Origin of the sequence: Pantoea sp. GABEPS69, from assembly GCF_045780835.1 — a bacterium.
Lineage (GTDB): Bacteria > Pseudomonadota > Gammaproteobacteria > Enterobacterales > Enterobacteriaceae > Pantoea > Pantoea septica.
Genome location: NZ_CP118618.1, coordinates 404,450 through 430,722, shown reverse-complemented (window position 1 = coordinate 430,722; position 26,273 = coordinate 404,450). Strand labels below are relative to the sequence as shown.

Below are 26,273 nucleotides of genomic sequence, written 5' to 3'. Positions count from 1 at the left end.
GATTAAAGAATTTCCAGCAGCTCGACTTCGAAGATCAGGGTGCTGAACGGCGGAATCGATGCGCCTGCGCCGCGCTCGCCATAGGCGAGGTTGTGCGGGATGGTCAGCTCCCACTTCGAGCCGACCGGCATCAGGGTCAGCGCTTCAATCCAGCCTGCAATCACGCCGGTCACCGGGAATTCCGCCGGTTCGCCGCGCGCGACCGAGCTGTCGAATACCGTGCCGTCGATCAGCTTACCGGTATAGTGCACGCGCACGCGATCCTGACGTGACGGGATCGGACCGTCGCCCTGCTTGATCACGCTGAACTGCAGGCCCGACTCGGTGCTGTTGACGCCTTCGCGCTGCGCGTTTTCCGCCAGGAAGGTCTGGCCTTCGGCAGCCATCGCCTCGACGCGCTCGCGGCGTACGCCTTCCGCACGCTCATGCACTTCACGCAGCGCGCGATGCACGACGTCGACCGGCACGGCCGGCGAATTCCCTTCCAGCGCGTCGCGCAGGCCCGCGAGCAGCGCTTCCGGCTGAAGTCCCTGCAGACCGGACTCGAGCAGCTGCTGGCCAACCTGTAAACCAATTCCGTAACTTGCTTGTGATTCGACGCTGTCGAATGAAGGGGTCGTCATCTTGATACCTGTCTCTTTCGCTAATTTGAACCGGCAGCATAGCAGCGCGGGCCGCTGGCGTAAAATCCCACGCCGCGCAGGTGACTTTTGGCGGTGAAACAGAAACAATACGCAGGTCATATTTCTTGAGGCTGACAGGCACGTCGCGCCCGTATTGCCCATACTATAACTCTGGACGAGGGCAACCTCGGCAGCGTACTGAAAGAAGAGAAGATACATGGGTCAAATCGCCCCACAACGCCGCAGGACGCGCGCGCCACGCACTTTGCGCACATTGCGCCAACGCTTCGCCTGGCGGCCTGCTAAACCGTCGCGCGCCGCTGGCGATGAGGAGGATTCACGAATGGCTTCAGAGGCGCCTTCCCGCTTGCCCGCCTGGCTCAGCTCGGTCTGGCACTATACGGATACTATCCGCTGGATGTCCCCGCTGCCGCCCGCGCACCGACGCGGCATCGTTATCGCCCTGCTGGTGATGCTGCTGGCCTTTTTATGGCCCTCCAGCTCGCCGCAGTATCCTGTCGAGCGTCCGCAGACGACAGGCGGCGAAAAAGAGGTGCCGATGCAGGCGGAGATCTACGACCAGAAAGCGCCGCAGCAAAATGCGCAGCCGCCGAAAGCGGATTCTCAGGGCGAGTGGCGCAACTATACCATCGCCTCAGGCCAGACTCTGGCGCAGCTGTTTCGCGATAATAATCTGCCGGTGGGCGACGTATTCGCCATGGCGCGCGTCGAGGGCAGCGATCAGCCGCTGAGCGCGCTGCAGAGCGGGCAGCAGGTGAAGATTCGACAGAATGCGCAGGGCGTGGTGACGGGACTGACCGTGGACGGCGCCAGCGGGCCGGTGCTCTTTACGCGTCAGCCGGACGGCAGCTTTATTCGCGCGCAGTAGCCGTGCGGCAAAAACAAAAAAGCCGGCGCAAGGCCGGCTTTTTCGCATTACCGAGTAAAATTACTCAGCAACTACATTCACAACCAGTTTAGCGAAAACTTCGCTGTGAACCTGGAAGTCAACTTCATGCTCACCGGTGGTGCGCAGAACGCCGTTCGGCAGACGAACTTCGCTCTTAGCCACTTCAACGCCAGCCGCAGTTACAGCGTCAGCGATGTCGCGAGTACCGATAGAACCGAACAGTTTACCTTCGTCGCCTGATTTAGAGGCGATGGTCACTGAACCCAGTGCATTGATTTTCTCAGCGCGTGCGTTGGCAGCAGCCAGAACGTCAGCCAGTTTGGCTTCCAGTTCAGCGCGGCGAGCTTCGAAATATTCAACGTTTTTCTTGGTAGCCGGGACAGCTTTGCCCTGCGGTACCAGGAAGTTGCGCGCGTAGCCCGCTTTAACGTTGACCTGGTCACCCAGGCTGCCCAGGTTTGCTACTTTATCAAGCAGAATAACTTGCATTACCTTATCCTCTTAAAGTCGTTAATGGACAGTTGCCGATTACTGATGACGATCAGTGTACGGCAGCAGAGACAGGTAACGCGCGCGCTTGATAGCACGAGCCAGCTGACGCTGGTATTTTGCGCGAGTACCGGTGATACGGCTCGGTACGATCTTGCCGCTTTCAGTGATGTAGTTTTTCAGCGTTGCGATATCTTTATAATCGATCTCTTGAACGCCTTCCGCGGTGAAACGGCAGAACTTGCGACGACGGAAATAACGTGCCATTTGGCTAGTCTCCAGAATCTATCAATTCAATCTGCTCGGCATGCAGCACCATTTTACTCTGTCCATTTCGCGCCTGATGGCAGCTAATGAAGCCTTCGAGAATGAGCGGCGTGCCGACCGTTATATGTTGAGTAATCTCCTGATGGAGCGTGCCGCTGATAATCACGGGCATTCTGCACCAGGCTTGCCGGTGGAAACCGGCTTCTTCCTGCACTGAGCGGTGCTCAAGCACGAACTGACAGTGAGGAATTCCTGACGGGCTCACTTTTCGAACCGGCGTCTTGCACACGGTGCCAGACAGGCGCAGTCGATTGGCCGTCACGGATGATTACTCTTCAGAATCCCCAGCATCTGACTCGTCAGAGGTTTCGTTAGCAAAATCTTCACGACGCTCACGGCGCTCGTCTTTCGCTTTAACCATCGGAGATGCTTCGGTTACCGCGTGCTTAACGCGCATAACCATGCTGCGGATAACGGCGTCGTTGAAGCGGAAGTTCGTTTCCAGCTCGTCGATCACTTCCTGCGGCGCTTCTACGTTCAGCAGAACGTAGTGAGCTTTGTGCAGTTTGTTGATCGGGTAAGCCAGCTGACGGCGGCCCCAGTCTTCCAGACGGTGAATCGTGCCTTCTGCACCAGTGATAGCACCAGTGTAACGCTCGATCATGCCCGGAACCTGTTCGCTCTGGTCAGGATGGACCATAAATACGATTTCGTAATGACGCATCGAAATTGCTCCTTACGGATTATTCAGCCTCCTGTCAGGGTCAGCTGCGGCCCACGGAAGCAAGGAACGTTATAGGTCGTGAAACATTCGCTGAATGTAACGCGCCCCTGAATGCAGCTGAAAAATTGACGCGTAATCATACTGACGCAGGGCGCTAAACTCAAGCGCACATTTCATTAAATCGTCATTAAAGAGGCTTTCCGTGCTAAGGCAGGCGATTCAGCGGGTTGCGCGGCCTTTATCAATTTTCCTGATGAAGGTGTTCAACGGCGCGGTCTGGCATTGGCGACGGCGCGCGCTAAAATTAATCAATGACGGCGCTTTTTTAATCAGCAGCGTCGCAGAGTGTGTTCCCATCAGTGAGGAGTCGGGCATGAAAACGTTCGTCATCGCCACTTTACTGGGTCTCTTCCTGTCTCCACCCGCCCTTGCCAGCCAGACTGACTGTGCGCAGCAGATGAGAAGTAACAGCAGCAAAGCGGCCTCAGGCTATGTCTACGTCAATCGACTGGACGCGCCGGGCAATACGCACGCCAGCGCAACGACCAGCGCGGCGCAGCGATTATCGAATCAGTTGTGATCTCTGCAGGGCAACGGGCTGACGGCGCGCCGCCAGCCCGGCTGCGTCATAAATTCCGCTTAAAGAAATCCACCAGCGCGCGCAGCGCGAAAGGGGTGATTTTGTGACTGATGCCTTTTTCCGCGAAGAAGGTCATCTTGTCCGCCTTGCCGCTCTTCTGTAGCGCCTCTACCAGCCGCGCGGTTTCCGCGAAAGGCACCACCTCATCCGCTTCGCCGTGCCACAGCAGCAGCGGCCGGTTCGCCAGCGCGTCCAGCTTTTCGCTGGGATCGTAAGCCGCCAGCGGCGCCATCAGCCGATCGAACTGCGCCCGATCCTCAGGGGAGCTGACGCTTACCGGCGGAAAAAGCGAGTGGCTGAGCCGCATAAAGTAAGCCGATCCCATCAGGCAGGCGACGCTGCGGATCTGCGGATAGCGCGCCATCGCCCCTAGCGCGGTCATGCCGCCCAGCGACGCGCCCGCCACGGCGAAGCGATCGCCATCGATTAGACCCCCAGCGCGCAGCGCGTTCTCCAGCTGCGGCATCTCGTCGATATTGCGCTGCAGAATCTGCCAGAAGCGGGAAAGCCGCACCGCGTCGTTGCCGTTGTCGCGCGCCCCGTGCAGATCGGCGTCGGGCATCACGGCGCGAAATCCCGCCTGCGCCAGCGCCACGGCCAGATAGGCGTACACCTCTTTAGAGGAGGTAAAGCCATGGTAAAGCAGCACCGTCGGCAGCGCCGCGTCGCGCTGGCCCGCAGGCGCGGCGTGCAGCACCTGAATGCCCGCCAGCCGTTCCGTATTCAGTTCAATCATGCTCGCTCCGCTGTGATGTCGCCTCCGCTGAGTTTACGTGCCCCGCGTCTAATCTGCGAACCACTTCACACATCTGCTGTTTTATTTAAGGCGTAAACCTTTTGCCGCCGATGCCGTTAATCGAATCTCCATTAAACCGATCTAAAGGTAATTTATGAAGCGTCTCTCTCTCAGCCGCATGAGTCTTGGAGTCAAGCTGTCTGTACTGACGTCTCTCAGCGTCGCGCTGCTGCTGCTCGTCCTGACACTGACTCAAAGCCACAACGCCGCCCGTCAGCTGGAAAGCCTGGCCACGGATGATATGCACAATCAGGTGCAGGGCATCAGCGAAATGGCGTCGATGTTCAACGCCACCCTCACCGAAGAGGTCAACAATTACACCCAGCTGTTCGCCAGCTTTTTGCCGCAGCGCTTTAGCCGCGACGAGAGTTCGCGTATTCAGGTCGGGGAGTTTTCGACCCCGACCCTGCGCGCCGGTCTGAAAACCCTGAACCTCGATCAGGTCGCGGTCGACGACTTTTTACAGCGCACCACCGCCGTCTCCACCATCTTCGTGCGCGACGGCGACGATTACTACCGTATCTCTACCTCCCTGAAGAAAGAGGACGGCAGCCGCGCCATCGGCACTCGCCTCGATCGCGCCAGCGCGGCGTGGAAAAGCGTCAGCCGCGGCGAGATCTATCGCGGGCTGGCGACGCTGTTCGGCCACCGCTATATCACGCAGTATCAGCCGGTTAAAGATGAAAGCGGCGCGGTGGTCGGCATTCTGTTCGTCGGCGTGCAGATCGATAAGCAGTACGCGCTGATGCGCGACAAGGTACTGGCGCGCAAGCTAGGCGACAGTGGCCATTTCTACGTGCTGAACGGCGCGCCGGGCGCAGCGCAGGGACAATATCTTTTTGCCGCGCAGAATGAAGGCAAACTGCCAGGCTGGGACGCCAGCGTGCAGCAGGCGCTGCTGAGCCAGCCGCAGGGCGTGCAGGAAGCGGAGCTGGACGGCGAAAGTAAAATGCTGGCCTGGCAGCAGCTGCCAGGCTGGAACTGGATAGTCGTGGGCGAGGTGAGCCGCGACGCGCTGCTGGCGCCGATTACCCATAGCCGCAACCTGTTTATGCTGACCGGCCTGGCGCTGGTGCTGTTTTTTGCGCTGGGCTTTGTGTTTTACAGCCGCCGCGCCATTACGCGTCCGCTGCAGCAGGTCATTCACCTGGCCGAAGAGTATGCGGCGGGCAACCTGCGCGTCCATCTGGATACGCGCCGTCATGACGAAGTCGGCCAGCTAATTACCGCTATCAACGGCATCGGCGACGGGCTGGAGAAGATCGTGGGTCAGGTGCGCGTCGCCGCGCAGGAGATCAGCGACGGCACCGACACCATCGCCGCCAGCAGCCTCAATATCAGCGAGCAGATTGGCCGCCAGGCGAGCAGCGTCGAAGAGACCTCGGCGAGCATGGAGCAGTTCGGCGCCACGGTCGAGCATACCGCCGACAACCTGCGCCAGGCGATGACGCTGGTGGCGGAAGCGAGCGGCCTGGTCACGCACGGCAGCCAGACGGTGAGCCGTTCGGTAAACACTATGTCAGCGATTCAGATCTCTTCCCAGAGCATTGCCGATATTACCCACGTGATCGAGTCGATCGCGTTTCAGACCAATATTCTGGCGCTTAACGCGGCGGTAGAAGCGGCGCGCGCCGGCGAACATGGTCGCGGCTTCGCGGTGGTCGCGGCGGAAGTGCGCGCGCTGGCGCAGCGCAGCGCCCAGGCGGCCAAAGAGATCGACGGCCTGATCGCCACCTCAATCAGCAACGTCTCGGAAGGGCATCAGCTGTCGCAGCAGACGCATGACGCCATGACCCATATCGTGTCGCATATCGAACAGGTGCAGGCGCTGATGAGCGAAATCAACGTCGCGGCGCAGCAGCAGGCGGCGGGGATCGGTCAGGTGAATCAGGCGATGAACCAGATCAGCCAGGCGACCCATGAGAACAGCGAGCTGATGGCGCAGGCAGACGCGTCGGCGCAGAACCTGAGTCACAAAGGTCATCATCTGACGCAGCTGGTCAGCGTATTTCACCTGAAATCCTGACCCGCTTTGGGACGGTGGCTTACACTTACTGCACCGTCCCTCTGGAGTAAACCTTATGCGTTACGCTTACTTACTGACCATGGCGCTGCTGTTAAGCGGCTGTTCCGCGCTGAAAACCACGCCGCAGCCGCCGCCTGCGCCCACTCATCAGGCGCAGGAGATCACGCGCGCGCAGAGCGGCGGGCTGCCGAGGCTCGGCAGCGTTAGCACGCAGGTTCGCGGCTCGCCGGATGACGCGCAGCGCGCGCTGGCGGCGGAAGCCAATCAGCGCGGCGCGGTCTACTATCAGGTCATCATGGTGGACGAAACGGTGACGCCGGGATACTGGTACGCCACGGCGATCCTTTACGGCGCGTCACCCGCCGCTGGCGCGCAGCAGTAAGCGCTCCGCTATCTGACTTTCCAGCGGTCGGACGCCGCGCGCGTCGAGCCACTGCCGGCACCAGGCGTCCGCCAGCGGCGGCTCACCATATTTCAGCAGCTGCGCGCCGGTCGCCAGCAGAAACAGGCGCTGGGCGATCTCACGCCCCTGACTCTCCTGCAGTCGGTTCAGGCGTAGCTTTAGCTGTCGCCAGGCGGCGTCAAACAGGCGATTCACACCTCTGACCGCCTCGAACTCCTGATGCAGCATCTCTGCCGCGCCGGGCTGTTTCCGCAGCACGCGCAGCACGTCGAGACACATGACGTTGCCCGATCCTTCCCAGATGCTGTTGACCGGCATGTCGCGATAGAGGCGCGGCAGTTCGCTCTCCTCGCAGTAGCCCGCGCCGCCCAGTACTTCCATCGCTTCGGCGACAAAGGGCATGCCCGCCTTGCAGACGGCGTACTTCGCCGCCGGCGTGAACAGTCGGGCGAACACCCCTTCCAGCGGCTGCGCCGGCTGCGACCAGGCGCGCGCCAGCCGCATCAGCAGCGCCGTCTGTCCCTCAAGCTGCAGTGCCTGCGCCGCTAAAACCTGACGCATCAGCGGCTGATCCACCAGATTTTTGCCCATCGCCTGGCGCTGGTGCGCATGGTACAGCGCGACAGAGAAGGCGCGGCGCATCTGGCCGTGGCTGCCGAGCGCGCAGTCGAATCGGGTCATGCCGCCCATTTTGAGGATCAGCCGCACGCCGTCGCCCTCTTCCCCCACCAGCCAGCCGGTGGCCTCCTGAAACTCCGCTTCGCTGCTGGCGTTGGCGCGGTTGCCCAGCTTATCTTTGAGCCGCTCAAGGCGAATGGCGTTGCGCGTGCCGTCCGGCAGCAGACGCGGCAGGAAGAAGCAGCTTAAGCCGCTGCCGCTTTGCGCGAGGATCAGATGCGCGTCGCTCTGCGGCACGGAGAAGAACCACTTATGGCCGGTGATGCGCCAGATCGAACCGGGGGCGCGATCCGCCAGCGGCTCCGCGCGCGTGGTGTTGGTCGTAACGTCGCTGCCGCCCTGCTTTTCCGTCATGCCCATGCCGATCAGCAGGCCGCGCTTCTGATCGCCAGGCAGCGCGTGGGTGTCGTAGCGATCGCTGAGCAGCGGATCGCGCCAGCCGCTGAAAGCGTCGGGCAGCCAGCGCTGCAGCAGCGGGACGGCGGCGTGCGTCATGGTCGCCGGACAGAGCGTGCCGGCTTCGACCTGAGCGTGGAGGATAAAGCGCGCGGCGCGCGCCACCATGGCGCGATCGAGCACGTCGGGCTGCCAGCTGAGATTGTGCAGTCGGCTGGCGCAAACGCCCTGCATCAACAGGTGCCACGCGGGATGAAAACGGACCTCGTCGATGCGTACGCCGCGCGCGTCGTAGCGCAGCAGCTCCGGCGGCGCGGCGTTGGCCAGCCTGCCTAACTCCAGCGACTCGGCCCCGCCAAGCTGGGCGCCTACCGAGGCCAGCCATTCGCGATCCCACTCGGCGCCTTCACGCGCGAGCGCTTCGCGCAGCGGCGTGTCGGAAAGAAAGAGATTGCTGTTGCTAAGAGGCTGCGGCTGATTAAAAACGGTATGGGTTGTCCAGGTCATAACCACTCCTCGCGATGCGTATCCCGCTAAGTATGGGAGAGCGACGCGCAGTTATGCCTGGCACTGAGGGGGTTTTGCGGCGGCGATCACGCCCCGCGCTGGCGTACCGCTTCGAACAGGCAGACGCCGGTGGCCACAGAGACGTTAAGCGATGAGACGCTACCCGCCATCGGAATGCTGATCAGCTCGTCGCAGTGTTCGCGCGTCAGGCGGCGCATGCCTTCGCCTTCCGCGCCCATCACCAGCGCCATCGGCCCGGTCATTTTGCTCTGATAGAGCGTATGATCCGCTTCGCCAGCCGTGCCGACTACCCAGATGTTGTACTCCTGCAGCAGACGCAGCGTGCGCGCCAGATTGGTGACGCGGATCAGCGGCACGTTCTCCGCCGCGCCGCTGGCGACTTTTTTCGCCGTGGCGTTCAGCGAGGCGGAGCGGTCTTTCGGCACGATCACCGCATGTACGCCTGCGGCGTCGGCGCTGCGCAGGCAGGCGCCGAGGTTGTGCGGGTCGGTCACGCCGTCCAGCACCAGCAGCAGCGGTTTTTCCAGACTTTGCAGCAGATCCGGCAGGTCGCCCTCCTGGTACTGACGGCCAGGTCGGATGCGCGCCACGATACCCTGATGCACGCCGCCTTCAACCTGACCGTCCAGCCACTGGCGGTTCGCCAGCTGGATAACGATGCCCTGAGCTTCCAGCGCCGCCACCAACGGCTGCAGGCGACGATCGTCGCGGCCCTTGAGGATAAAGACTTCCTGGAAGCGTTGGGGATCGCGCTCCAGCAGCGCCTGCACGGCATGGATACCAAAAATAATTTCGCTCATCGATCTGCTCAGTTAGGAATTGAATGGACTTCAGCGGACGCTCTCTGCGCGGCAGAAAGCGTCCGTTAACGCATCAGGCGGAATCAGGCCTGCTTTTTCGCGGCGCGCTTCGCCTTAGTGGCGGCGGCGATTTTACGGGTTTTTTCCGACGGGGTTTTGCTTTTTTTCTCTTTCTTCGGCTTATCAGACGTCGGCTTCGCGTCGCGGAACGCTTCGTTCGGCTCGAAGTTGCCTTTTTTGCCCATCTGACGGCGGCGCTTCGGCGGCGCTTTGCCTTCGCGCTTCGCTTTGTCGCGTGCGGTTTTGCCTTCGCCGCGCGGCTGACGCTGGCTGGAGATCAGCGCGAAGTCGATCTTGCGCTCGTCCAGATGCACCGCCTCTACCCGCACTTCAACCGCATCGCCCAGACGATAGGTGCGTCCGCCCGACTCGCCGATCAGACGCTGTCCCACCGCATCGAAACGGTAGTAGTCGTTGTCCAGCGTGGAAACGTGCACCAGACCGTCGATAAAGAGATCGTTCAGGCGCACGAAGAAGCCGAAGCCGGTGACGCTGGAGATGACCCCGTTAAAGGTATTGCCGACCTGATCCTGCATAAAGTCGCATTTCAGCCAGTCAGCGACGTCGCGCGTAGCCTCGTCGGCGCGGCGCTCGGTCATCGAACAGTGCTGGCCGAGCTGCAGCATCTGCGCCATCTCGTAGTGGTAGCCGCCGGTCGCCGTGGTGTTGCCTTTTACCTCGCCTTCCGCCTGCGCCAGCAGATATTTAATGGCGCGGTGCAGCAGCAGGTCGGGATAGCGACGGATCGGCGAGGTAAAGTGCGCGTAAGACTGCAGCGCCAGGCCGAAGTGTCCACGGTTTTCCGGATCGTAGACCGCCTGTTTCATCGAGCGCAGCAGCATGGTTTGCAGCATTTCCGCATCCGGGCGATCGGCAATCTGCGTCAGCAGCTCGGCATAGTCGACAGGCTCAGGTTTGGCACCGCCCGGCAGCGAAAGGCCCAGTTCGTTGAGCACGGTGCGGAAGCTGGTGATGCTGTCGTCGCTGGGACGATCGTGATCGCGGAACAGCGCCGGCTCCTGATGCTTCTCGACAAAGCGCGCCGACGCGATGTTGGCGAGGATCATGCACTCTTCGATCAGCTTGTGCGCGTCGTTGCGCACGGTGCGCTCTACGCGCTCGATACGGCGTTCGGCATTGAAGATAAACTTCGCTTCTTCGGTCTCGAACGAGATGCCGCCGCGCGCTTCGCGCGCCTGTTCCAGCACCTTATACATGTTGTGCAGCTCTTCCAGCGGCTTCACCAGCGGTGCGTACTGTTCGCGCAGCTCCGGGTTGCCCTGCAGGATATTCCACACTTTGTTGTAGGTCAGACGCGCATGCGAGTTCATTACCGCTTCATAGTGTTTGAAGCCGGTCAGCTTGCCTGCGGAAGAGATGGTCATCTCGCACACCATGCAGAGACGATCGACCTGCGGGTTCAGCGAGCAGAGTCCATTGGAGAGCACTTCCGGCAGCATCGGCACTACCTGCGACGGGAAGTAGACCGAGGTACCGCGCTGCAGCGCTTCGTCGTCCAGCGGCGTGCCGGGACGCACGTAGTAGCTGACGTCGGCAATGGCTACCCACAGGCGCCAGCCGCCGCCGCGTTTTTTCTCGCAGTAGACCGCATCGTCGAAGTCGCGCGCGTCTTCGCCGTCGATGGTGACCAGCGGCAGCTGGCGCAGATCGACGCGCCCTTTTTTCGCCGCTTCAGGGACTTCTTCGCTGAGCTTGCTCACCTGTTTTTCAACTTCCGGCGGCCAGCTGTGCGGGATTTCATGGGTGCGCAGGGCCATATCGACCGCAAGGCTGGTACCCATATCATCGCCGAGGATCTCTGCGACTTTACCGATGGCTTTAGTGCGGCGCGTCGGGCGCTGCACCAGCTCGACCACCACCACCGATCCCATACGCGCCTGCAGGGTCTCTTCCGGCGGGATCAGGATGTCGAAGCTCAGACGGCTGTCGTCCGGCACCACGAAACCGGCGCCCGCATCGGTGAAGTAGCGGCCGACGATCTGGTTGTTGCGCGGCTCCAGCACGCGCACCACGCGCGCTTCGCGGCGGCCTTTGCGATCGGCGCCCAGCGGCTGCGCCAGGATAACATCGCCGTGCATGCACATTTTCATCTGCTCGGCGGAGAGATAGAGGTCATCTTTCTGCCCCTCCACGCGCAGGAAGCCGTAGCCGTCGCGGTGGCCGATGACCTTGCCGCGCAGCAGATCGAGACGTTCCGGCAGCGCATAGCACTGGCGGCGGGTGAAGACTAACTGTCCGTCGCGCTCCATGGCGCGCAGACGACGACGCAGCGCTTCAAGGTGCTCTTCGTCGGTAAGGTTCAGCTCTTGCGCCAGCTCATCGCGGCTGGCCGGCTTTTCGCGTTTTTCCAGGTGAGCCAGAATAAATTCACGGCTCGGAATAGGGTTTTCATATTTTTCAGCTTCTCGTTGCTGAAAAGGATCGTTTGACATAGCGGTTCCTCCGATGTCATTTCAGATTCATTGCCACCGGCGGTTCGGACAATAAAATTTGGTATAAGGGTTCATTCCCCTCGACTAAGTCTGCCAGCGTATAGCTGTCCAGTTCCCGCAGGAACAGCTGTACCGCATCGTTTAGCGCCTTTTTTAAGCGGCAGGCTGGCGTGATGGCGCAAGTCGCGCAGTCTACTAACTGTAGCGGCTCCATTTTGCGCACCACATCGCCGATGACGATATTATGCGGATCCATCCCAAGACGGATGCCGCCGTTTTTGCCGCGCGTCGCGGCGATAAAGCCCGCCCGGCTGAGTTGATTGATGATTTTCACCATATGGTTGCGCGACACGCCGTAGGTCTCGGTGACTTCAGTAATATTCGTCATTCTGCCTTGCGGCAAACTAGCCATATAAATCAAGGCCCGCAGACCATAATCGGTAAAACTTGTCAGCTGCACAATTACCTCGGTAGATCACCCATAGCGTGTTTATTCATTTCGTCCGCGTTGCGGTTGATTTTAATAGTAAACCGGCTTGCGGCTACTGTAGATGATAAACCAGAGTCGAATCCAGAGTGTGTTTTTTTCAGCCGAAGGGCGATGCGGCAAAGCGAAGGGAGAGAAAGCGGCTTGCTAAGCGGGAAACAGAGGCCGGCGCTGCGCCGGCCTCTGCAGGATTATGCGTCGAACGGATCGCGCAGAATCATGGTTTCGCTGCGGTCCGGGCCGGTAGAGATAATATCAACCGGTACGCCCGTTACTTCTTCCACGCGCTTGATATAGTCGCGCGCGGCCTGCGGCAGCCCTTCCAGCGTTTTCACGCCGAAGGTGGTTTCGCTCCAGCCTGGCAGGGTTTCATAGATCGGCTCAATGCCTTCCCAGTTCTCTGCCGCCAGCGGCGTGGTGGTCACTTCGCGACCGTCCGGCAGGCGATAGCCTACGCAGATTTTCACTTCTTTAAGACCATCCAGCACGTCCAGCTTGGTCATGCAGAAACCTGACAGGGAGTTGATCTGCACCGCGCGGCGCACGGCGACCGCATCCAGCCAGCCGGTGCGACGACGACGGCCGGTGGTTGCGCCGAACTCATTACCTTTAGCGCACAGGAACTCGCCGATGTCGTCGAACAGTTCGGTCGGGAACGGGCCCGCGCCGACGCGCGTTGAGTAAGCCTTCACGATGCCCAGCACGTAGTCGACGCAGCGCGGACCGATGCCTGAACCGGTCGCCACGCCGCCAGCGGTGGTGTTAGAGGAGGTCACATAGGGATAGGTGCCGTGGTCGATATCCAGCAGCGTGCCCTGCGCGCCTTCGAACATGATCAGGTCGCCGCGCTTCTGCGCCGTATCCAGCAGATCGGAGACGTCAACCACCATGCTGGTCAGCACGTCGGCTACCGCCAGCACGTCGCTCAGCACTTTGTCGTAGTCGACCGCGTCTTCTTTGTAGTAGTTCACCAGCTGGAAGTTGTAGTAATCGACAATCTCTTTCAGCTTAACGGCGAAGGTCTCTTTGTTGAAGAGATCGCCGACGCGCAGACCGCGGCGCGCCACTTTATCTTCATAGGCCGGGCCGATGCCGCGACCGGTGGTGCCGATGGCTTTGGCGCCGCGCGCTTTTTCGCGTGCCAGATCCATTGCGACATGGTATTGCAGGATCAGCGGGCAGGCTTCAGAAATCAGCAGACGTTCGCGTACCGGTACGCCACGCTCTTCCAGGCCTTTCATCTCTTTCATCAGAGCTTCAGGCGACAGCACCACGCCGTTACCAATGATGCTGGTAACGTTTTCGCGCAGAATGCCGGATGGAATTAAATGGAGGACGGTTTTTTCACCGTTGATGACAAGCGTATGGCCTGCATTGTGGCCACCCTGGTAACGCACCACGTAATTAGCGCGTTCAGTCAGCAGATCTACAATTTTACCTTTGCCTTCGTCACCCCATTGGGTGCCCAGTACGACGACGTTCTTACCCATTTTCAAAATCACCGATTGCTTAAAAATGGATTCTACCATCTGATCTTGCGGCTTTCAGCACTTTTAGCATACGTTTGCGCGCATTTTTCGCCTGAGTTTTGCGCACTACAACATCCTGGGGAAGCGGCGCGCGGCAGGCACAATTTAGCCCTGCTGGCAGAACAATCAGCTGCCGCCATGCGCGCCGATCATGTAGTAAATGACTACGCCTGCCACCACCAGTCCGCCGCCGAAACGGTGCAGCAGGCGATCGGGCAGTTGCGCCATGCTCAGGATCATACGACGCCAGATGCGCGGCAGAAACATCGGCCCCAGCCCTTCCAGCACCAGTACCAGCGCCAGCGCCATCCATATGGTTTGATTCATTTACCATTCCCAAAAAAAAGGCCGACATCATTGTCGGCCCGTAGGTTATAGCAGTTCTTATCGCGTCGCGTTAGAGGGCGCTTTCATATAGCGGAAGAAATCGCTGTCCGGGCTAAGCACCATCACGTCCTGATTGTCGCTGAAGCTATTTTCATAGGCGCGCAGGCTGCGGATAAAGGCGTAGAAGTCCGGATCCTGACTGAACGCGTCGGCAAAGAGCTTCGCTGCTTCGGCATCGCCGTCGCCTCGGGTGATCAGCGCGGTACGCTGCGCTTCCGCCAGCGTGCGGGTGACCTGATAGTCCGCCTGCGCACGCAGTTTTTCCGCCTCTTCCTGACCCTGAGAACGCTGACTGCGCGCGACGGCTTCACGCTCGGCGCGCATACGATTGTAAATCGCGTCCGAGACCTCGGTCGGCAGATTGATCTGCTTGATGCGCACGTCGACGACCTGAATGCCCAGCGCTGCCATGCTGTTCGGGTTAATCGCCGGCTCTTTGCTGTTGGTTTCGCGCTCAACGCGCGCCGCCGCGCTGGCGATGGCGTCATCCGCCGCCGGCGTCTGCACGTCGTCGTCGCTGCCGGCGCTGCCGGTATTCAGCGCGTCGCGCACGTCGGTGGTCAGACGGCCGCGAGAATCCGTCACGATATCTTTCACATCAAGACGGCCCATCTCAGAACGCAAACGGTCGCTGAATTTACGCTTCAGCAGCACTTCCGCCTGCGAAACGTCGCCGCCGCCCGTTGCCAGGTAGTAGCGGCTGAAGTCGCTGATGCGCCACTTGATGTAAGAGTCGACGATCAGGTCTTTCTTCTCTTTAGTGACGAAGCGATCCGCCTGGTTGTCCATGGTCTGAATACGCGCGTCCAGCGTTTTTACCGTCTCGATAAACGGCACTTTCATATGCAGACCCGGCGCGAACACCTGCGGTTTGTTTTCATCGTCGCGCAGCACTTTACCGAAGCGCAGCACGATGCCGCGTTCGCCTTCCTGCACCACGAACAGTGAAGCGTAGAGCGCCACCAGTACAACAATAATGACTACAATTATGGGCTTACGCATCGATTACTCTCTCCCTTCGCGCTGGGTATCGTTGCGCAGAGCATTGGCCCGACGCTGATCCATGATGCTGTCTGGATTGTAGGCTGACGTGTCGCTGCGGCTGGCAGTGCTGCCAGGCGAAGCGGGCAGCGTGTTCAGACTCGCGCCTTTGTGGCCGCTCTGCGCCGCGCCGGTTGCGCCGCGCATCAGCTGGTCGAGCGGCAGCACCATCAGATTATTGCCGCGATCGTTAACCAGCACTTTGCGGGTATGACTCAGCACGCGTTCCATGGTTTCGATGTAGAGACGCTCTTTAGTGATGTCCGGCGCCGCCTTGTATTCAGGCAGCAGCTTGGCGAAACGCGCCACTTCACCCTGCGCTTCCAGCACGGTACGTTCTTTATAAGCGCGCGCCTCTTCGAGGATACGCTGCGCCTGACCATTCGCGCGCGGCTGCACTTCGTTCGCATAGGCTTCCGCCTCGCGCACGTACTGCTCGCGGTTTTCACGCGCGGCGATGGCGTCGTCGAACGCGGCTTTCACCTCTTCCGGCGGACGCGCCGCCTGGAAGTTGACGTCAAGCAGCGTGATGCCCATGTTGTAAGGGCGAATGGTTTCGTCGATTTCGCGCTGCGTATCGCTACGCACCACGGTACGGCCTTCGGTCAGAATGCGGTCCATCGTAGAGCGGCCGATGACGCCGCGCAGCGCGCTGTCGGTCGCCTGGCGCAGGCTGTCGTCTGCGCTGGTGACGGCGAACAGGTAGCGTTCAGGATCGGTTACGCGGTACTGCACGTTCATCTCGACGCGCACCACGTTCTCATCCGAGGTCAGCATCACGCCGGAGGCAGCAAGCTCGCGCACCGCTTCGACGTTTACCGCACGCACCTGATCGATAAAGGTCGGTTTCCAGTTCAGGCCTGGCTCCACCAGATGACTGAACTTGCCGAAGCGCGTGACGACGCCGCGCTCCGCTTCTTTAATGGTGTAGAATCCGCTGGCGGCCCAGATTACAACCGCCGCGACAGCGACGATCCCGACCAGTTTGCCACCGCTGCCGCCGCTGCGCTGGCCATTGTCACTCTGTTTGCCACCGCCCAGTCCGCCGAGCTTTTTGCTCAACTTACGGAAGATATCATCCAGATCCGGCGGTCCCTGTTCACGACCGCCTTTGTTTCCCCCAGAGTTGCCGCCTTTATTATTGCTGCTTCCCCACGGGTCGCGGTCCTGTCCGTTATTACCGGGCTGATTCCACGCCATGTTCTACTCCATTTATTGTAAGTGCGCTGTTTACCCTGCAGCTTTCAGGCTGTAGCTGTGTTGGCTGCCTTTGTTCGCCCTAAAGAGCTAAAGAAAAAGATCCCAGAAAAGCGGCAGCCGCCTGCTACACCATACCAGCTATTGCGTAAGGACGTTTGGGCAACGTGTCAAACTATGTAATCAAGCAGCGCCGGTTCCTGCTTGCACAGGCGTCGCCAGTCAACCATCGGCAGACGCACGCGTAGGCCGATGCCGCCTTCTTCTTCATTCCATTCATCTTCAATGGCCTGCAGCTGGTAGAAGCGGCTGCGCAGGCGCCCCGCTTCCGGCGGCAGGCGCAGTTCGAACTGCGCGATTTCGCCTGCCAGACGCTCGGAGAGCGCCTGCCATAGCAGCGGCAAACCTTCGCCGCTCTGTGCAGAAAGCCAGACGCGGATCGGCTGATTTTCTTCATTGCGATCGATGCGCGGAACGAAGCCGTCCAGCATATCGATTTTATTCATCACCAGCAGCGTGGGAATTTCATGCGCCTCGATCTCTTCCAGCACCGCATCGACCGCTTCGATGTTCTCACTGACGCGCACGTCGGCGGCGTCGATCACATGCAGCAGCAGCGTCGCCTGTCGCGTTTCCTGCAGCGTCGCTTTAAACGCGGCCACCAGATCGTGAGGCAGATGACGAATAAAGCCGACGGTATCCGCCAGCACCACGTCGCCGACGTCCGCCACGTTCAGACGGCGCAGCGTCGGATCGAGCGTCGCAAACAGCTGATCCGCCGCATAGACGTTAGCGGAGGTGACGGCGTTAAACAGGGTGGATTTACCGGCGTTGGTGTAGCCGACCAGCGACACGGTTGGCACGTCCGCTTTGGCGCGCGCCTGACGTCCCTGATCGCGCTGTTTTTCTACGCGTTCTAGGCGGGACAAAATCTGACTGATTCGATTGCGCAGCAAACGACGGTCGGTTTCCAGCTGGGTTTCACCCGGGCCGCGTAAGCCGATGCCGCCTTTCTGACGCTCAAGGTGCGTCCAGCCGCGTACAAGTCGCGTAGCAAGATGGCGCAGCTGGGCCAGTTCGACCTGCAGCTTACCTTCATGCGTTCGGGCGCGTTGGGCGAAGATATCCAGGATCAGACCGGTACGATCAATGACGCGACATTCGCACAGGCGCTCCAGGTTGCGTTCCTGCGCAGGGGTTAAGGCATGATCGAATAATACGACCGATGCTCCACTTGATTTTACCGCATCGGCAATTTCAGCTGCCTTTCCTTCACCGACAAAATATTTGGGATGTGGCGCTTTACGACTGCCGGTAATGACCTGCAGCGCTTCTACGCCCGCAGAAGAGACCAGGGTTTCGAATTCCTGGAGATCTTCCATCTCTTTGTCTTGGGAGAACCAGATGTGTACCAGTACGGCCTGCTCACCGGCTTCATAACGGTCAAACAAGCTATAACCTCGCTTAGAAAATAGAAGACCAGGACGGAAAACGGTCTGCGTTCTCCCGCCCTGGCTTGTACGGGTAGCGCGTTATTCCGCGTTATCGCCGTCTTGTTGTGGCTGCGACGGCGCAGAAGCGTTGCTACCGCCGTGGTGGTAGTTGTTGCTGCCGCCACCGGTGTTGTTGCTGTGATGAGAAACCGGGCGCGATGGAACCACGGTAGAAATGGCGTGCTTGTAAACCATCTGGCTTACCGTGTTCTTCAACAAAATCACGAATTGATCGAAAGACTCAATTTGTCCCTGCAGCTTGATACCGTTGACCAAATAAATCGAAACCGGAACACGTTCACGACGCAGTGCGTTCAAAAACGGGTCTTGTAATGATTGCCCCTTAGCCATTCTATCTTTTCCTTATATGCTTGTTGTTTATTACTTGTAGAACCGAAGTTCTGAAAAAAACTGCGTAAAAATTTGCGCACGATAACCAGCCAATTGTACACAATCACCCATGCTTCGCACTAAGAACCTGAAGCACCTCGTCACGCGCGGATTCTGGGCTGTCGCTGTCAAGCCAGCGTACATTTTCCCAGCCGCGTAACCAGGTCATCTGGCGTTTAGCGAGCTGCCGGGTTGCGCAAATTCCCCGATAAACCATCTCGTCGTAATCGATCTCGCCAGCCAGGTACGACCACATCTGACGATAACCGACACAGCGAATGGAAGGCATATCCGTATGCAAATCACCTCGTGCAAACAGGGCCCGAGCCTCCGCTTCAAATCCTGACGCCAGCATCTGCTGAAAGCGTAGTTCGATGCGCTGATGCAGCAGTTCACGGGTCGCGGGGGCGATGGCGAACTGATACACATCGTAGGGTAACGCTTCGCCGGATGTTTTAGTCAGTTCCGTTAAAGTTTTACCCGAAATAAAAAAAACTTCCAGTGCTCGCGAAAGTCTCTGCGGATCATTCGGATGAATACGACTCCCGGCCACCGGGTCGATGTCGCACAGCTGACGATGCAGCGCCTCCCACCCCTTTTCGCGCGCCATTTGCTCAATGCGCTGACGTATCTCAGGATCGGCCGAGGGGAGCGGCGACAATCCTTCCAGTAACGCCTTGAAATAGAGCATGGTTCCACCGACCAGCAGCGGAATGCGGCCGCTCTGAACGATCTCCGCCATCGCCGCCAGCGCATCGCGGCGGAAGTCGGCGGCGGAATAGGCTTCCGAGGGATCGCGGATGTCCAGCAGGCGGTGCGGCGCCTGCGCCAGCTCTTCTGCCGAAGGTTTGGCCGTGCCGATATCCATCCCGCGATAGATTAAGGCAGAGTCGACGCTGATAAGTTCCACCGGCAGCTGCTTTCTTAGTGCTATCGCCAGCGCGGTTTTGCCCGAAGCGGTGGGCCCCATCAAAAAAATAGCCTTTGGTCGGCCAGCCGGGTTGTGTTCACTCATGGGTTAATGCAGCAAGCGCGCTCTCAATATCCAGGGCCTGAATCAGGCCAGAAGGCGGCGATTTCAACAGTTGCGGACAGAGCCGTTCCAGCTCCGCCAGCAGCGTGATCGCCTGCGAGTGATTCCAGTGAGGCGCGTCGGTATCGCAACGTCGCGCCAGCCATTGAGCCAGCTGAGGGGCGCCGCTCTCCGGCTGCTGGGCGAGATAGCCTAGCAGCTCTGGAATCAAGATTTGTAAATTTTGCGTGCGCAAGGGTAAAGGCACCGCGCGCAGGGTTACGTGGTCGCCTTCCGGCTGCAGATCGACGCCCATCTCGTTCAGCAGGTTCTGCCTCTCTGCGGCGATCTGACGCTCTGGCCGCGCGACCTTCATGCGCACCGGGATGAGCAGCGGCTGTGACTTCAGTCCCGTCTCGCCCGGCTGTAGCTGCGCATGCCGCACCCAGCGCGCCGCCACCGGCAGCGACAGCAGCAGCAGCGCCTGCTCCTGCTCCAGTAGCGCATAACGCTCCCGCACCACCGTTAACACGCGGCCGAAGCTTTGCGCATGCGAGGAAAGCGGCGCCTCGGCTGGCTGCGCGCGCGGTACAACCGGCGGCGCGGCCGGTTCAGCTGGCGCGCGCTGACCTGCGGCCGGCGTTTTCAGCAGCTGCTGATAAACCGCGCCTTCACGCTTGCTGTAGCCATTCTCTTTATTCTGCCAGCCCGGCTGCGCGGCTGGCGGTGATGCTGGCGCCGCCGCGCCGCCTTCGCTGCGGCGCGGCGCGGCAGGCTGGGAAAAGTGGTTGCCGCCCGCCGCCTGGCGATTTTCCGGCTGCCAGCGCGGCGCCGGCTCTTCTGCCTGAATCGACGGCAGGGTCGGCGCGCTGCTCTCCTGCAGCACGCTCATCACGCCCTGAAAGATAAAGTCGTGCACCAGCCGTGACTGATGGAAGCGCACCTCATGCTTGGCGGGATGCACGTTGACATCCACCTGATGCGGATCGATTTCCAGGTAGAGCACATAGGCTGGCTGCTGGTCTGCCTGCAGCTGCGTCTGAAACGCCTGCCGTATCGCATGATTGATCAGTTTGTCGCGCATCATGCGACCGTTGACGTAGCAATACTGAATATCGGTCAGCTGGCGCGATCCGGCCGGATCGGCGACCCAGCCGCGCAGCAGCAGATCGTCATGTCGCCAGTCGATGCGTAGCGCATGCTGCATAAAGGTCGTGCCGCAAATCGCTCCCAGCCGCCGTTCGCGCTGCGCCTCGTCATTGACCGCGCGATACTGGCGCATCAGCTTGCCGTTATGGTTGAGCGAGATGGAGACGTCAAAACGCGCCAGCGCGATGCGACGAATCACCTCGTCGATATGGCCAAATTCGGTTTTCTCGGTGCGCATAAATTTGCGACGCGCGGGCGTGTTGTAGAAGAGATCGAGCACCTCCAGCGTAGTGCCGCACGGATGCGCCGCTGGCTTAACCGTGACCGCCATATCGCGGCCTTCGGCATACGCCTGCCAGGCCTCGCTCTGCGCTTCGGTGCGCGAAGTCAGGGTCAGGCGCGAAACTGAACTGATGCTGGCCAGCGCTTCGCCGCGAAAGCCCAGGCTCATAATCGCTTCCAGATCGTCAAGCGAGGCGATTTTGCTGGTAGCGTGGCGCGCCAGCGCCATCGCCAGCTCTTCTTTGCTGATGCCGCAGCCGTTATCGCGAATACGGATCAGTTTCGCGCCGCCTTTTTCAATGTCGATGTCGATGCGCGTCGCGCCGGCGTCGAGACTGTTTTCCACCAGCTCTTTTACCACCGATGCTGGACGCTCGACGACTTCGCCCGCCGCAATCTGGTTAGCCAGCTGCGGCGGTAAAATTTGAATGGGCATGGTGATTATCCTTGTAGAGCCTGGCCCGGCGCCTGGCCGGGCTGACCGTCAGGAGGCGGGTATTTTCAGGGTTTGCCCCAACATCACGTTTGAGGACTTCATATTGTTCGCCTGGATGATCGCCTGCGGGCTGACACCATAATGCGCGGCGATAGCCGTCAGCGAGTCGCCCCGCACCACTTTATGACGTGCCGGACCGCGCGCGGCCACCGTATTGCTGGCCGGCACCTTCAGGCGCTGTCCGACCCAGACCACATCGCGCTTCAGCCGGTTCATCTCGCGCAGCGTCCCCATGCTAACGCCATATTTCGCGGCGATGCCGGAGAGCGTTTCGCCGCGGGTGACGGTATGACGCTGCACCGCGCCGGTATACTGCGTGGTGCCGGTCGCCGGATTACTGGCGACGCTCACCGTCGGCGATGAGCCGATCGGACGGTTTTCCTCCTTTGGGAGCGATTGTAGCGGGTGCGCCAGGAAATAATTGCGCAGGCCTTTGTAGATAGCCATCGCAATTTTATCCTGGTAAGCGCTACTGCCGAGCAGTCGCTCCTCCGAGGCATTACTGATGAAGCCGGTTTCCACTAACAGTGAGGGAATATCCGGCGAACGCAGCACGCCGAGGCTGGCGTGCTCCGGCAAACGCTTATGCAACGGCGAAACGCCGCGCAGCTGCTGCAACACTTTCATCGCCACGTCATAACCGACGCGCTGCGAATGACCGAACTGCAGATCCAGCACCGCCTGGCTCAGGTAGGGATCGGCCTGGCTGTTCGCCAGCAGATCGCCTGCCCCGCCCAGCAGCTCCGACTGTTTCTCGCGCTGCTCCAGCCAGTTCGCCATTTCGCTGTTGGCGCGTCGGTTCGACAGCACCCATACCGACGCGCCGGTGGCGCTGTGGCTCGGCGCCGAGTCGGCATGAATGGAAACCAACAGGTTGGCGTTCTCTTTACGCGCCACTTCGGAACGGCCCATCACCGAAATAAAGTAGTCGCCGTCGCGTGTTAGCACGCCTTTAAACATCGGATCGTTGTTCAGCAGCACCTTCAGCTTGCGCGCGATGGCGATGGTGACGTTCTTTTCATGCAGTCCGCGCTGGCCGGTAGCGCCGGGATCCTGGCCGCCGTGGCCGGCGTCGATCGCCACAATCACCGTGTCGTTGCTGGTGGGCAGCGCATTGCCTGGACGCGTGGTGGTGTTGGTATTGCTGACCGCCGTCACCTGGTTGGCGTTGAACGGGTTGGCGGCGGGTCGGCTCGGTGCCGCCCGGCCCGGCGTCGTCGTGGTCGCGGTAGAAACCGGCGCGGCGCGGCTGACGGGCTGCTTGCCCTGTATAGTGAACACCACGTTATAGCTGCTGCCGTTGCGCTGGGTCACCGCGCGGGTTTTGCCCGCCTGCGTCAGCTCGAACACCAGCCGAATGCTCTGCTTATCCTTTGGCGTGCTGGTGCGAATACGCCTGACAATATTTTCGCCGCTGAAGTTAAGCGGCAGCCCCTGAATCACGCCGCTCTGACGAATATCCAGCACCACGCGATCGGGGTTGCGCAGCGGAAAGAAGCCGTACACCGGCTGTCCGGCGAAGCTCAGGGTTACCGTCGCCTTGCTGTCACCGTTTTCGACTTTGATATCAGAGAGGCTAGCCGCCAGCGCGGGCGCTGTCGCCAGACAGAGTATCAGCAGCAGCGCGCTTTTCATCCGTGCGATCATGCCTGCGCCACCTGCTCTGTCAGGAGTTCGCCCAGCGCGGAGTGCGCCTCAAGGCGCGCCTCGCGCGCGGCGCCGACGTAGCTTAGCGTTAGCGCCAGATCGGGCGGCGGCAAGACGCCCGCGCCCTGCTGCGGCCACTCCACCAGACAGATAGCCTCGCCGGTGAAATAGTCGCGGATCCCCATGAACTCCAGCTCTTCCGGATCGGCCAGGCGATAGAGATCGAAGTGATAGAGCGCGCGCGCGTCGAGCTGGTATGGCTCTACCAGCGTATAGGTCGGGCTTTTGACGTTGCCCTGGTGGCCAAGCGCCTGCAAAAATCCACGGCTGAAGGTCGTTTTACCCGCGCCCAGATCGCCATAGAGATAGATTACCGCCGCACCGGTACAGGCGCGGGCCAGCTTAGCGCCCAGTTCGAGGGTCGCCGCCTCATCGGGCAAGGAAATAACACAGGTCTTCATGCTTTATTATTGGGTCATCTCTGGATTAACAAACTGCCAAAGCAGCTCGAATAAATCTGTTGCCAACATGCCGCGCGTTCCGCGCCGCGCCGCCACTGCGTCCGCCGCCGCGCCGTGTGCCACGCAGCCTGCGCAGGCCGCGTCGAACAGCGCCAGTTGCTGCCCCATCATCGAGGCGATAATACCACTTAATACGTCGCCCATGCCGCCGGAAGCCATACCGGCGTTGCCAACGTCGGCGAAGGCCATGTCGCCCTGCTCGCTGGCGATAAGGGTGCCGGCGCCTTTCAACACCGCGACTCCGCCGTAGCGCGCCGCGAGTTTCTGCGCGGCGAGTAGGCGATCGCTCTCGACTTCGCTGGTCTTAATGCCTAACAGTCGCGCCGCTTCGCCTGGGTGCGGCGTAATGATGCGATTCTGACGTTTCTCCGCATTGATTGCCAGCAGGTTAAGCGCATCAGCGTCCCAAAGCATTGGCTTTTCACTGGCGGCAACCGCTTTCAGCGCATTCTGTCCCCATTCCCGCTGTCCCAGGCCCGGACCGATAGCGATGACGTCCGCCCACTTCAGCCCGCTTTGCAGGCTGGCGTCGGTCAGCTCGTCCACCATGATCTCCGGACGCGCCGTCAGTACCGGCGCAATATTATCGCGATGCGTCAGGACGCGCACCAGACCCGATCCGGCGCGCAGCGCCGCTTCGGCGGTCATGCGAATCGCGCCGGCGGTGCCGGTGTCGCCGCCCACCACCAGCAGGCGGCCGTGGTTGCCTTTGTGCGAGGTAGGCTTGCGCGGCTTCAGCCAGCGCGAAAGCGAGGTGGCGTCGTAGCGCGCCATCGGCGCGTTTTCACCGGCGAGAAAGGCGCTCAGGCCGAGATCGGCGTAGCGCAGCTCGCCGATAAGGTCGCGCGCTTTGCCGGTGATCTGGCCGGGCTTCAGCGCGATAATGCTCAGCGTCTGCGTAGCAGCGATCGCCTCGCCCGGCGCGCAGCCGGTCGCGGCCGACAGCCCTGACGGCATATCGATCGCCAGCACCGGCGCGGCATGGGCATTCGCCTGTTTAATCAGGCTGAGGTAAGGTTCGGCAGGCGCGCGGTTGATGCCGGTCCCCAGCAGCGCGTCGACGATAAGATCGACCTGCTCCGGCCAGGGGGCGTCAGCGGCATGGATCTCGCCGCCCGCTTCCAGCCAGGCCTCGCGCGCGCGCTGCGCCTCGTCGGGCAGCGGTTTATCGCTGTCGCACGCCAGCAGCGTGACCGCATAGCCGGCCGCCTGCGCCAGTCGTGCCGTGACATAGCCGTCGCCGCCGTTATTGCCATGCCCGCAGAGAATCAACCAGCTGCGCGCCTGCGGCCACTGCGCGCGCGCCAGCTCGAACGCCGCCTGCCCGGCGCGCTGCATCAGCTCGTAAAGCGTAATGCCCAGCGCGTCGGCGCCGTCGCGCTCGAGCTGGCGCAGAGCCTGCGCAGGCCAGACGGAATATGGTAAACTGCAGCCGTTCGCTTTCGATTCCTGGTTACTCATGTCATACCCTCTCGATCTTCATCAGCTTGCTCAACAGATTAAACAGTGGGGCAAGGATCTCGGCTTTCAGCAGGTCGGCATCACCGACACCGATCTCAGCGCGGAAGAGCCGCGTCTGCAGGCGTGGCTGGACAAACAGTATCACGGCGAAATGGAGTGGATGGCGCGCCACGGCATGATGCGCGCACGTCCGCATGAACTGCTGCCCGGCACGCTGCGCGTTATCAGCGTACGCATGAACTACCTTCCGGCCAAAGCCGCCTTTGCCAGTACGCTGAAAAACCCGCAGCTCGGCTATGTCAGCCGCTACGCTCTGGGACGCGATTACCACAAAGTATTGCGCAATCGTCTGAAAAAGCTCGGAGAAATGATTCAGGAAAAGTGCGGCGAGCTCAATTTCCGCCCCTTTGTCGACTCTGCGCCGCTGCTGGAACGTCCGCTGGCGGCCAAAGCGGGCCTCGGCTGGACCGGTAAACACTCGCTGATCCTGAACCGCGAGGCGGGCTCATGGTTTTTCCTCGGCGAACTGCTGATCGATCTGCCGCTGCCGATCGACGCGCCGCAGGAAGAGCAGTGCGGCCGCTGCGTCGCCTGTATGACCATATGTCCGACCAACGCCATCGTCGAACCCTATGTGGTAGATGCGCGCCGCTGCATCTCCTATCTCACCATCGAGCTTGAGGGCGCTATTCCGGAAGCGCTACGCCCACTGATGGGCAACCGCATTTACGGCTGCGACGACTGTCAGCTGATCTGTCCCTGGAATCGCTATGGACAACTCAGCGATGAAACGGACTTCTCGCCGCGCGCCGCGCTGCATGCGCCGGAGCTAATAACGCTGTTCCAGTGGGATGAGAAAACCTTTTTACGCGTGACGGAAGGCTCGGCGATACGCCGTATCGGCCATCTGCGCTGGCTGCGCAATATCGCCGTGGCGTTGGGTAACGCGCCCTGGCGCGCTGAAATCGCAGGCGTGCTGGAGAAGCGGCTGGGCGAAAACCCGCTGCTTGACGAACATATCGAATGGGCGCTGCTTCAGCAGCAGGAAAAACGACAGGCGCTGGCGATTGATGTGCAGCCCGCGCAGCAAAAGCGGCTGGTACGCGCTATTGAGAAGGGTTTGCCGCGTGACGCATGATTAACCAGCGGCGATCGCCAGCTACTTTTCCACAAGCTGTGCATAAAAATAAAAAGCTGTTGTCATTCAACTGACACAGGGCGCGTCAAAGAAGATTTTAACAAAATGAAATATCTTCACTACCTGTTAATTCAAGCAGTTAAACAGATAATGTGTACAAATAAGAATGTGGATAGCGTACGAAGGCAGCGAGAAAGTTGTGGATAACTCTGTTTAAAATAGTTTTACAGATCGCCCTGAGCAGCGGTAA

General features: G+C 60.4%; 26 protein-coding genes. 5 read left to right on the top strand and 21 right to left on the bottom strand.

The genetic code is table 11. The annotated features are described in order from the left end of the window. Positions 1–2: 2 nt before the first annotated feature. The gene (fklB, locus tag PVE98_RS02100) at positions 3–623 is read right to left on the bottom strand and encodes an FKBP-type peptidyl-prolyl cis-trans isomerase (protein ID WP_033754889.1); all 621 of its coding nucleotides are present in this window, start codon (positions 621–623) and stop codon (positions 3–5) included. 343 nt (positions 624–966) lie between these two features. On the opposite strand from fklB, the gene PVE98_RS02095 reads away from it, so the two are divergent. Beyond that, the gene (locus tag PVE98_RS02095; RefSeq protein WP_096072117.1) at positions 967–1,512 is read left to right on the top strand and encodes an OapA family protein; all 546 of its coding nucleotides are present in this window, start codon (positions 967–969) and stop codon (positions 1,510–1,512) included. Between the two features lie 60 nt (positions 1,513–1,572). On the opposite strand, the gene rplI is transcribed toward PVE98_RS02095, so the two are convergent. The 4 genes from rplI to rpsF are packed head-to-tail and all read right to left on the bottom strand — an operon-like array spanning position 1,573 to position 3,013. Next, entirely contained in the window at positions 1,573–2,022 is a 450-nt protein-coding gene (rplI, locus tag PVE98_RS02090) for a 50S ribosomal protein L9 (protein WP_033754882.1), read from the bottom strand. A gap of 39 nt (positions 2,023–2,061) precedes the next feature. Beyond that, a complete protein-coding gene (gene rpsR, locus PVE98_RS02085; RefSeq protein ID WP_000135199.1) occupies positions 2,062–2,289 on the bottom strand; it encodes a 30S ribosomal protein S18 in 228 nt (75 codons plus the stop codon). Between the two features lie 4 nt (positions 2,290–2,293). After that, positions 2,294–2,611, bottom strand: coding sequence for a primosomal replication protein N (gene priB / locus PVE98_RS02080; RefSeq protein WP_033754872.1), 318 nt, complete (start codon positions 2,609–2,611; stop codon positions 2,294–2,296). A 6-nt stretch (positions 2,612–2,617) separates the two neighbouring features. Continuing rightward, on the bottom strand, positions 2,618–3,013 hold the full coding sequence (rpsF, locus tag PVE98_RS02075; RefSeq protein ID WP_033754871.1) for a 30S ribosomal protein S6: 396 nt from the start codon (positions 3,011–3,013) through the stop codon (positions 2,618–2,620). Positions 3,014–3,386: 373 nt separating this feature from the next. On the opposite strand from rpsF, the gene PVE98_RS02070 reads away from it, so the two are divergent. After that, the gene (locus PVE98_RS02070) at positions 3,387–3,593 is read left to right on the top strand and encodes a hypothetical protein (protein WP_033754868.1); all 207 of its coding nucleotides are present in this window, start codon (positions 3,387–3,389) and stop codon (positions 3,591–3,593) included. Positions 3,594–3,639: 46 nt separating this feature from the next. Here the strand turns inward: PVE98_RS02070 and yjfP are convergent, their stop codons facing one another. Next, entirely contained in the window at positions 3,640–4,389 is a 750-nt protein-coding gene (gene yjfP / locus PVE98_RS02065) for an esterase (protein WP_096072118.1), read from the bottom strand. Between the two features lie 154 nt (positions 4,390–4,543). Between yjfP and PVE98_RS02060 the strand changes: the two genes are divergently transcribed. Together PVE98_RS02060 and bsmA are read left to right on the top strand one after the other, a co-directional pair. Then, positions 4,544–6,475, top strand: coding sequence for a methyl-accepting chemotaxis protein (locus tag PVE98_RS02060; RefSeq protein WP_096072119.1), 1,932 nt, complete (start codon positions 4,544–4,546; stop codon positions 6,473–6,475). A 55-nt stretch (positions 6,476–6,530) separates the two neighbouring features. Next, positions 6,531–6,857, top strand: a complete 327-nt coding sequence (gene bsmA, locus PVE98_RS02055) for a biofilm peroxide resistance protein BsmA (protein ID WP_048784407.1) — start codon at positions 6,531–6,533, stop codon at positions 6,855–6,857. Here bsmA and PVE98_RS02050 read toward each other — a convergent pair. The 15 genes from PVE98_RS02050 to nnr all read right to left on the bottom strand — a co-directional run bounded on the left by PVE98_RS02050 (position 6,831) and on the right by nnr (position 24,885). Next, entirely contained in the window at positions 6,831–8,459 is a 1,629-nt protein-coding gene (locus tag PVE98_RS02050; RefSeq protein WP_096072120.1) for an isovaleryl-CoA dehydrogenase, read from the bottom strand. The genes bsmA and PVE98_RS02050 overlap by 27 nt on opposite strands. Before the next feature lie 86 nt (positions 8,460–8,545). After that, on the bottom strand, positions 8,546–9,280 hold the full coding sequence (gene rlmB, locus PVE98_RS02045) for a 23S rRNA (guanosine(2251)-2'-O)-methyltransferase RlmB (RefSeq protein ID WP_033754857.1): 735 nt from the start codon (positions 9,278–9,280) through the stop codon (positions 8,546–8,548). Between the two features lie 83 nt (positions 9,281–9,363). Continuing rightward, entirely contained in the window at positions 9,364–11,793 is a 2,430-nt protein-coding gene (gene rnr / locus PVE98_RS02040) for a ribonuclease R (RefSeq protein ID WP_033754855.1), read from the bottom strand. Positions 11,794–11,809: 16 nt separating this feature from the next. Continuing rightward, a complete protein-coding gene (gene nsrR / locus PVE98_RS02035) occupies positions 11,810–12,253 on the bottom strand; it encodes a nitric oxide-sensing transcriptional repressor NsrR (protein ID WP_033754853.1) in 444 nt (147 codons plus the stop codon). Between the two features lie 218 nt (positions 12,254–12,471). Next, positions 12,472–13,770, bottom strand: coding sequence for an adenylosuccinate synthase (locus PVE98_RS02030; RefSeq protein ID WP_033755291.1), 1,299 nt, complete (start codon positions 13,768–13,770; stop codon positions 12,472–12,474). Between the two features lie 165 nt (positions 13,771–13,935). Then, positions 13,936–14,136 (bottom strand): DUF2065 family protein, encoded by a 201-nt coding sequence (locus tag PVE98_RS02025; RefSeq protein ID WP_033754850.1) that lies wholly within the window; start codon positions 14,134–14,136, stop codon positions 13,936–13,938. A 57-nt stretch (positions 14,137–14,193) separates the two neighbouring features. Beyond that, positions 14,194–15,198: a protease modulator HflC gene (gene hflC / locus PVE98_RS02020; protein ID WP_048784412.1), complete on the bottom strand. Its 1,005-nt coding sequence runs from the start codon at positions 15,196–15,198 to the stop codon at positions 14,194–14,196. 3 nt (positions 15,199–15,201) lie between these two features. Further along, entirely contained in the window at positions 15,202–16,437 is a 1,236-nt protein-coding gene (gene hflK, locus PVE98_RS02015; protein WP_033754845.1) for an FtsH protease activity modulator HflK, read from the bottom strand. Positions 16,438–16,604: 167 nt separating this feature from the next. Continuing rightward, entirely contained in the window at positions 16,605–17,885 is a 1,281-nt protein-coding gene (hflX, locus tag PVE98_RS02010) for a ribosome rescue GTPase HflX (RefSeq protein WP_033754842.1), read from the bottom strand. Between the two features lie 81 nt (positions 17,886–17,966). Then, positions 17,967–18,278, bottom strand: coding sequence for an RNA chaperone Hfq (gene hfq, locus PVE98_RS02005; protein WP_033754840.1), 312 nt, complete (start codon positions 18,276–18,278; stop codon positions 17,967–17,969). Positions 18,279–18,381: 103 nt separating this feature from the next. Then, positions 18,382–19,332: a tRNA (adenosine(37)-N6)-dimethylallyltransferase MiaA gene (miaA, locus tag PVE98_RS02000; protein WP_096072121.1), complete on the bottom strand. Its 951-nt coding sequence runs from the start codon at positions 19,330–19,332 to the stop codon at positions 18,382–18,384. Further along, the gene (gene mutL / locus PVE98_RS01995; RefSeq protein WP_096072122.1) at positions 19,325–21,196 is read right to left on the bottom strand and encodes a DNA mismatch repair endonuclease MutL; all 1,872 of its coding nucleotides are present in this window, start codon (positions 21,194–21,196) and stop codon (positions 19,325–19,327) included. Before mutL ends, miaA begins: the two co-directional genes overlap by 8 nt. Before the next feature lie 48 nt (positions 21,197–21,244). Then, entirely contained in the window at positions 21,245–22,903 is a 1,659-nt protein-coding gene (gene amiB, locus PVE98_RS01990) for an N-acetylmuramoyl-L-alanine amidase AmiB (RefSeq protein WP_096072123.1), read from the bottom strand. Next, the gene (tsaE, locus tag PVE98_RS01985) at positions 22,900–23,364 is read right to left on the bottom strand and encodes a tRNA (adenosine(37)-N6)-threonylcarbamoyltransferase complex ATPase subunit type 1 TsaE (protein ID WP_033754831.1); all 465 of its coding nucleotides are present in this window, start codon (positions 23,362–23,364) and stop codon (positions 22,900–22,902) included. Before tsaE ends, amiB begins: the two co-directional genes overlap by 4 nt. A 6-nt stretch (positions 23,365–23,370) precedes the next feature. Next, positions 23,371–24,885, bottom strand: coding sequence for a bifunctional ADP-dependent NAD(P)H-hydrate dehydratase/NAD(P)H-hydrate epimerase (nnr, locus tag PVE98_RS01980; protein WP_096072124.1), 1,515 nt, complete (start codon positions 24,883–24,885; stop codon positions 23,371–23,373). Here nnr and queG point away from each other — a divergent pair. Beyond that, a complete protein-coding gene (gene queG, locus PVE98_RS01975) occupies positions 24,884–26,023 on the top strand; it encodes a tRNA epoxyqueuosine(34) reductase QueG (RefSeq protein ID WP_033754829.1) in 1,140 nt (379 codons plus the stop codon). The two genes, nnr and queG, sit on opposite strands and share 2 nt — an antisense overlap. Positions 26,024–26,273 lie beyond the last annotated feature (250 nt).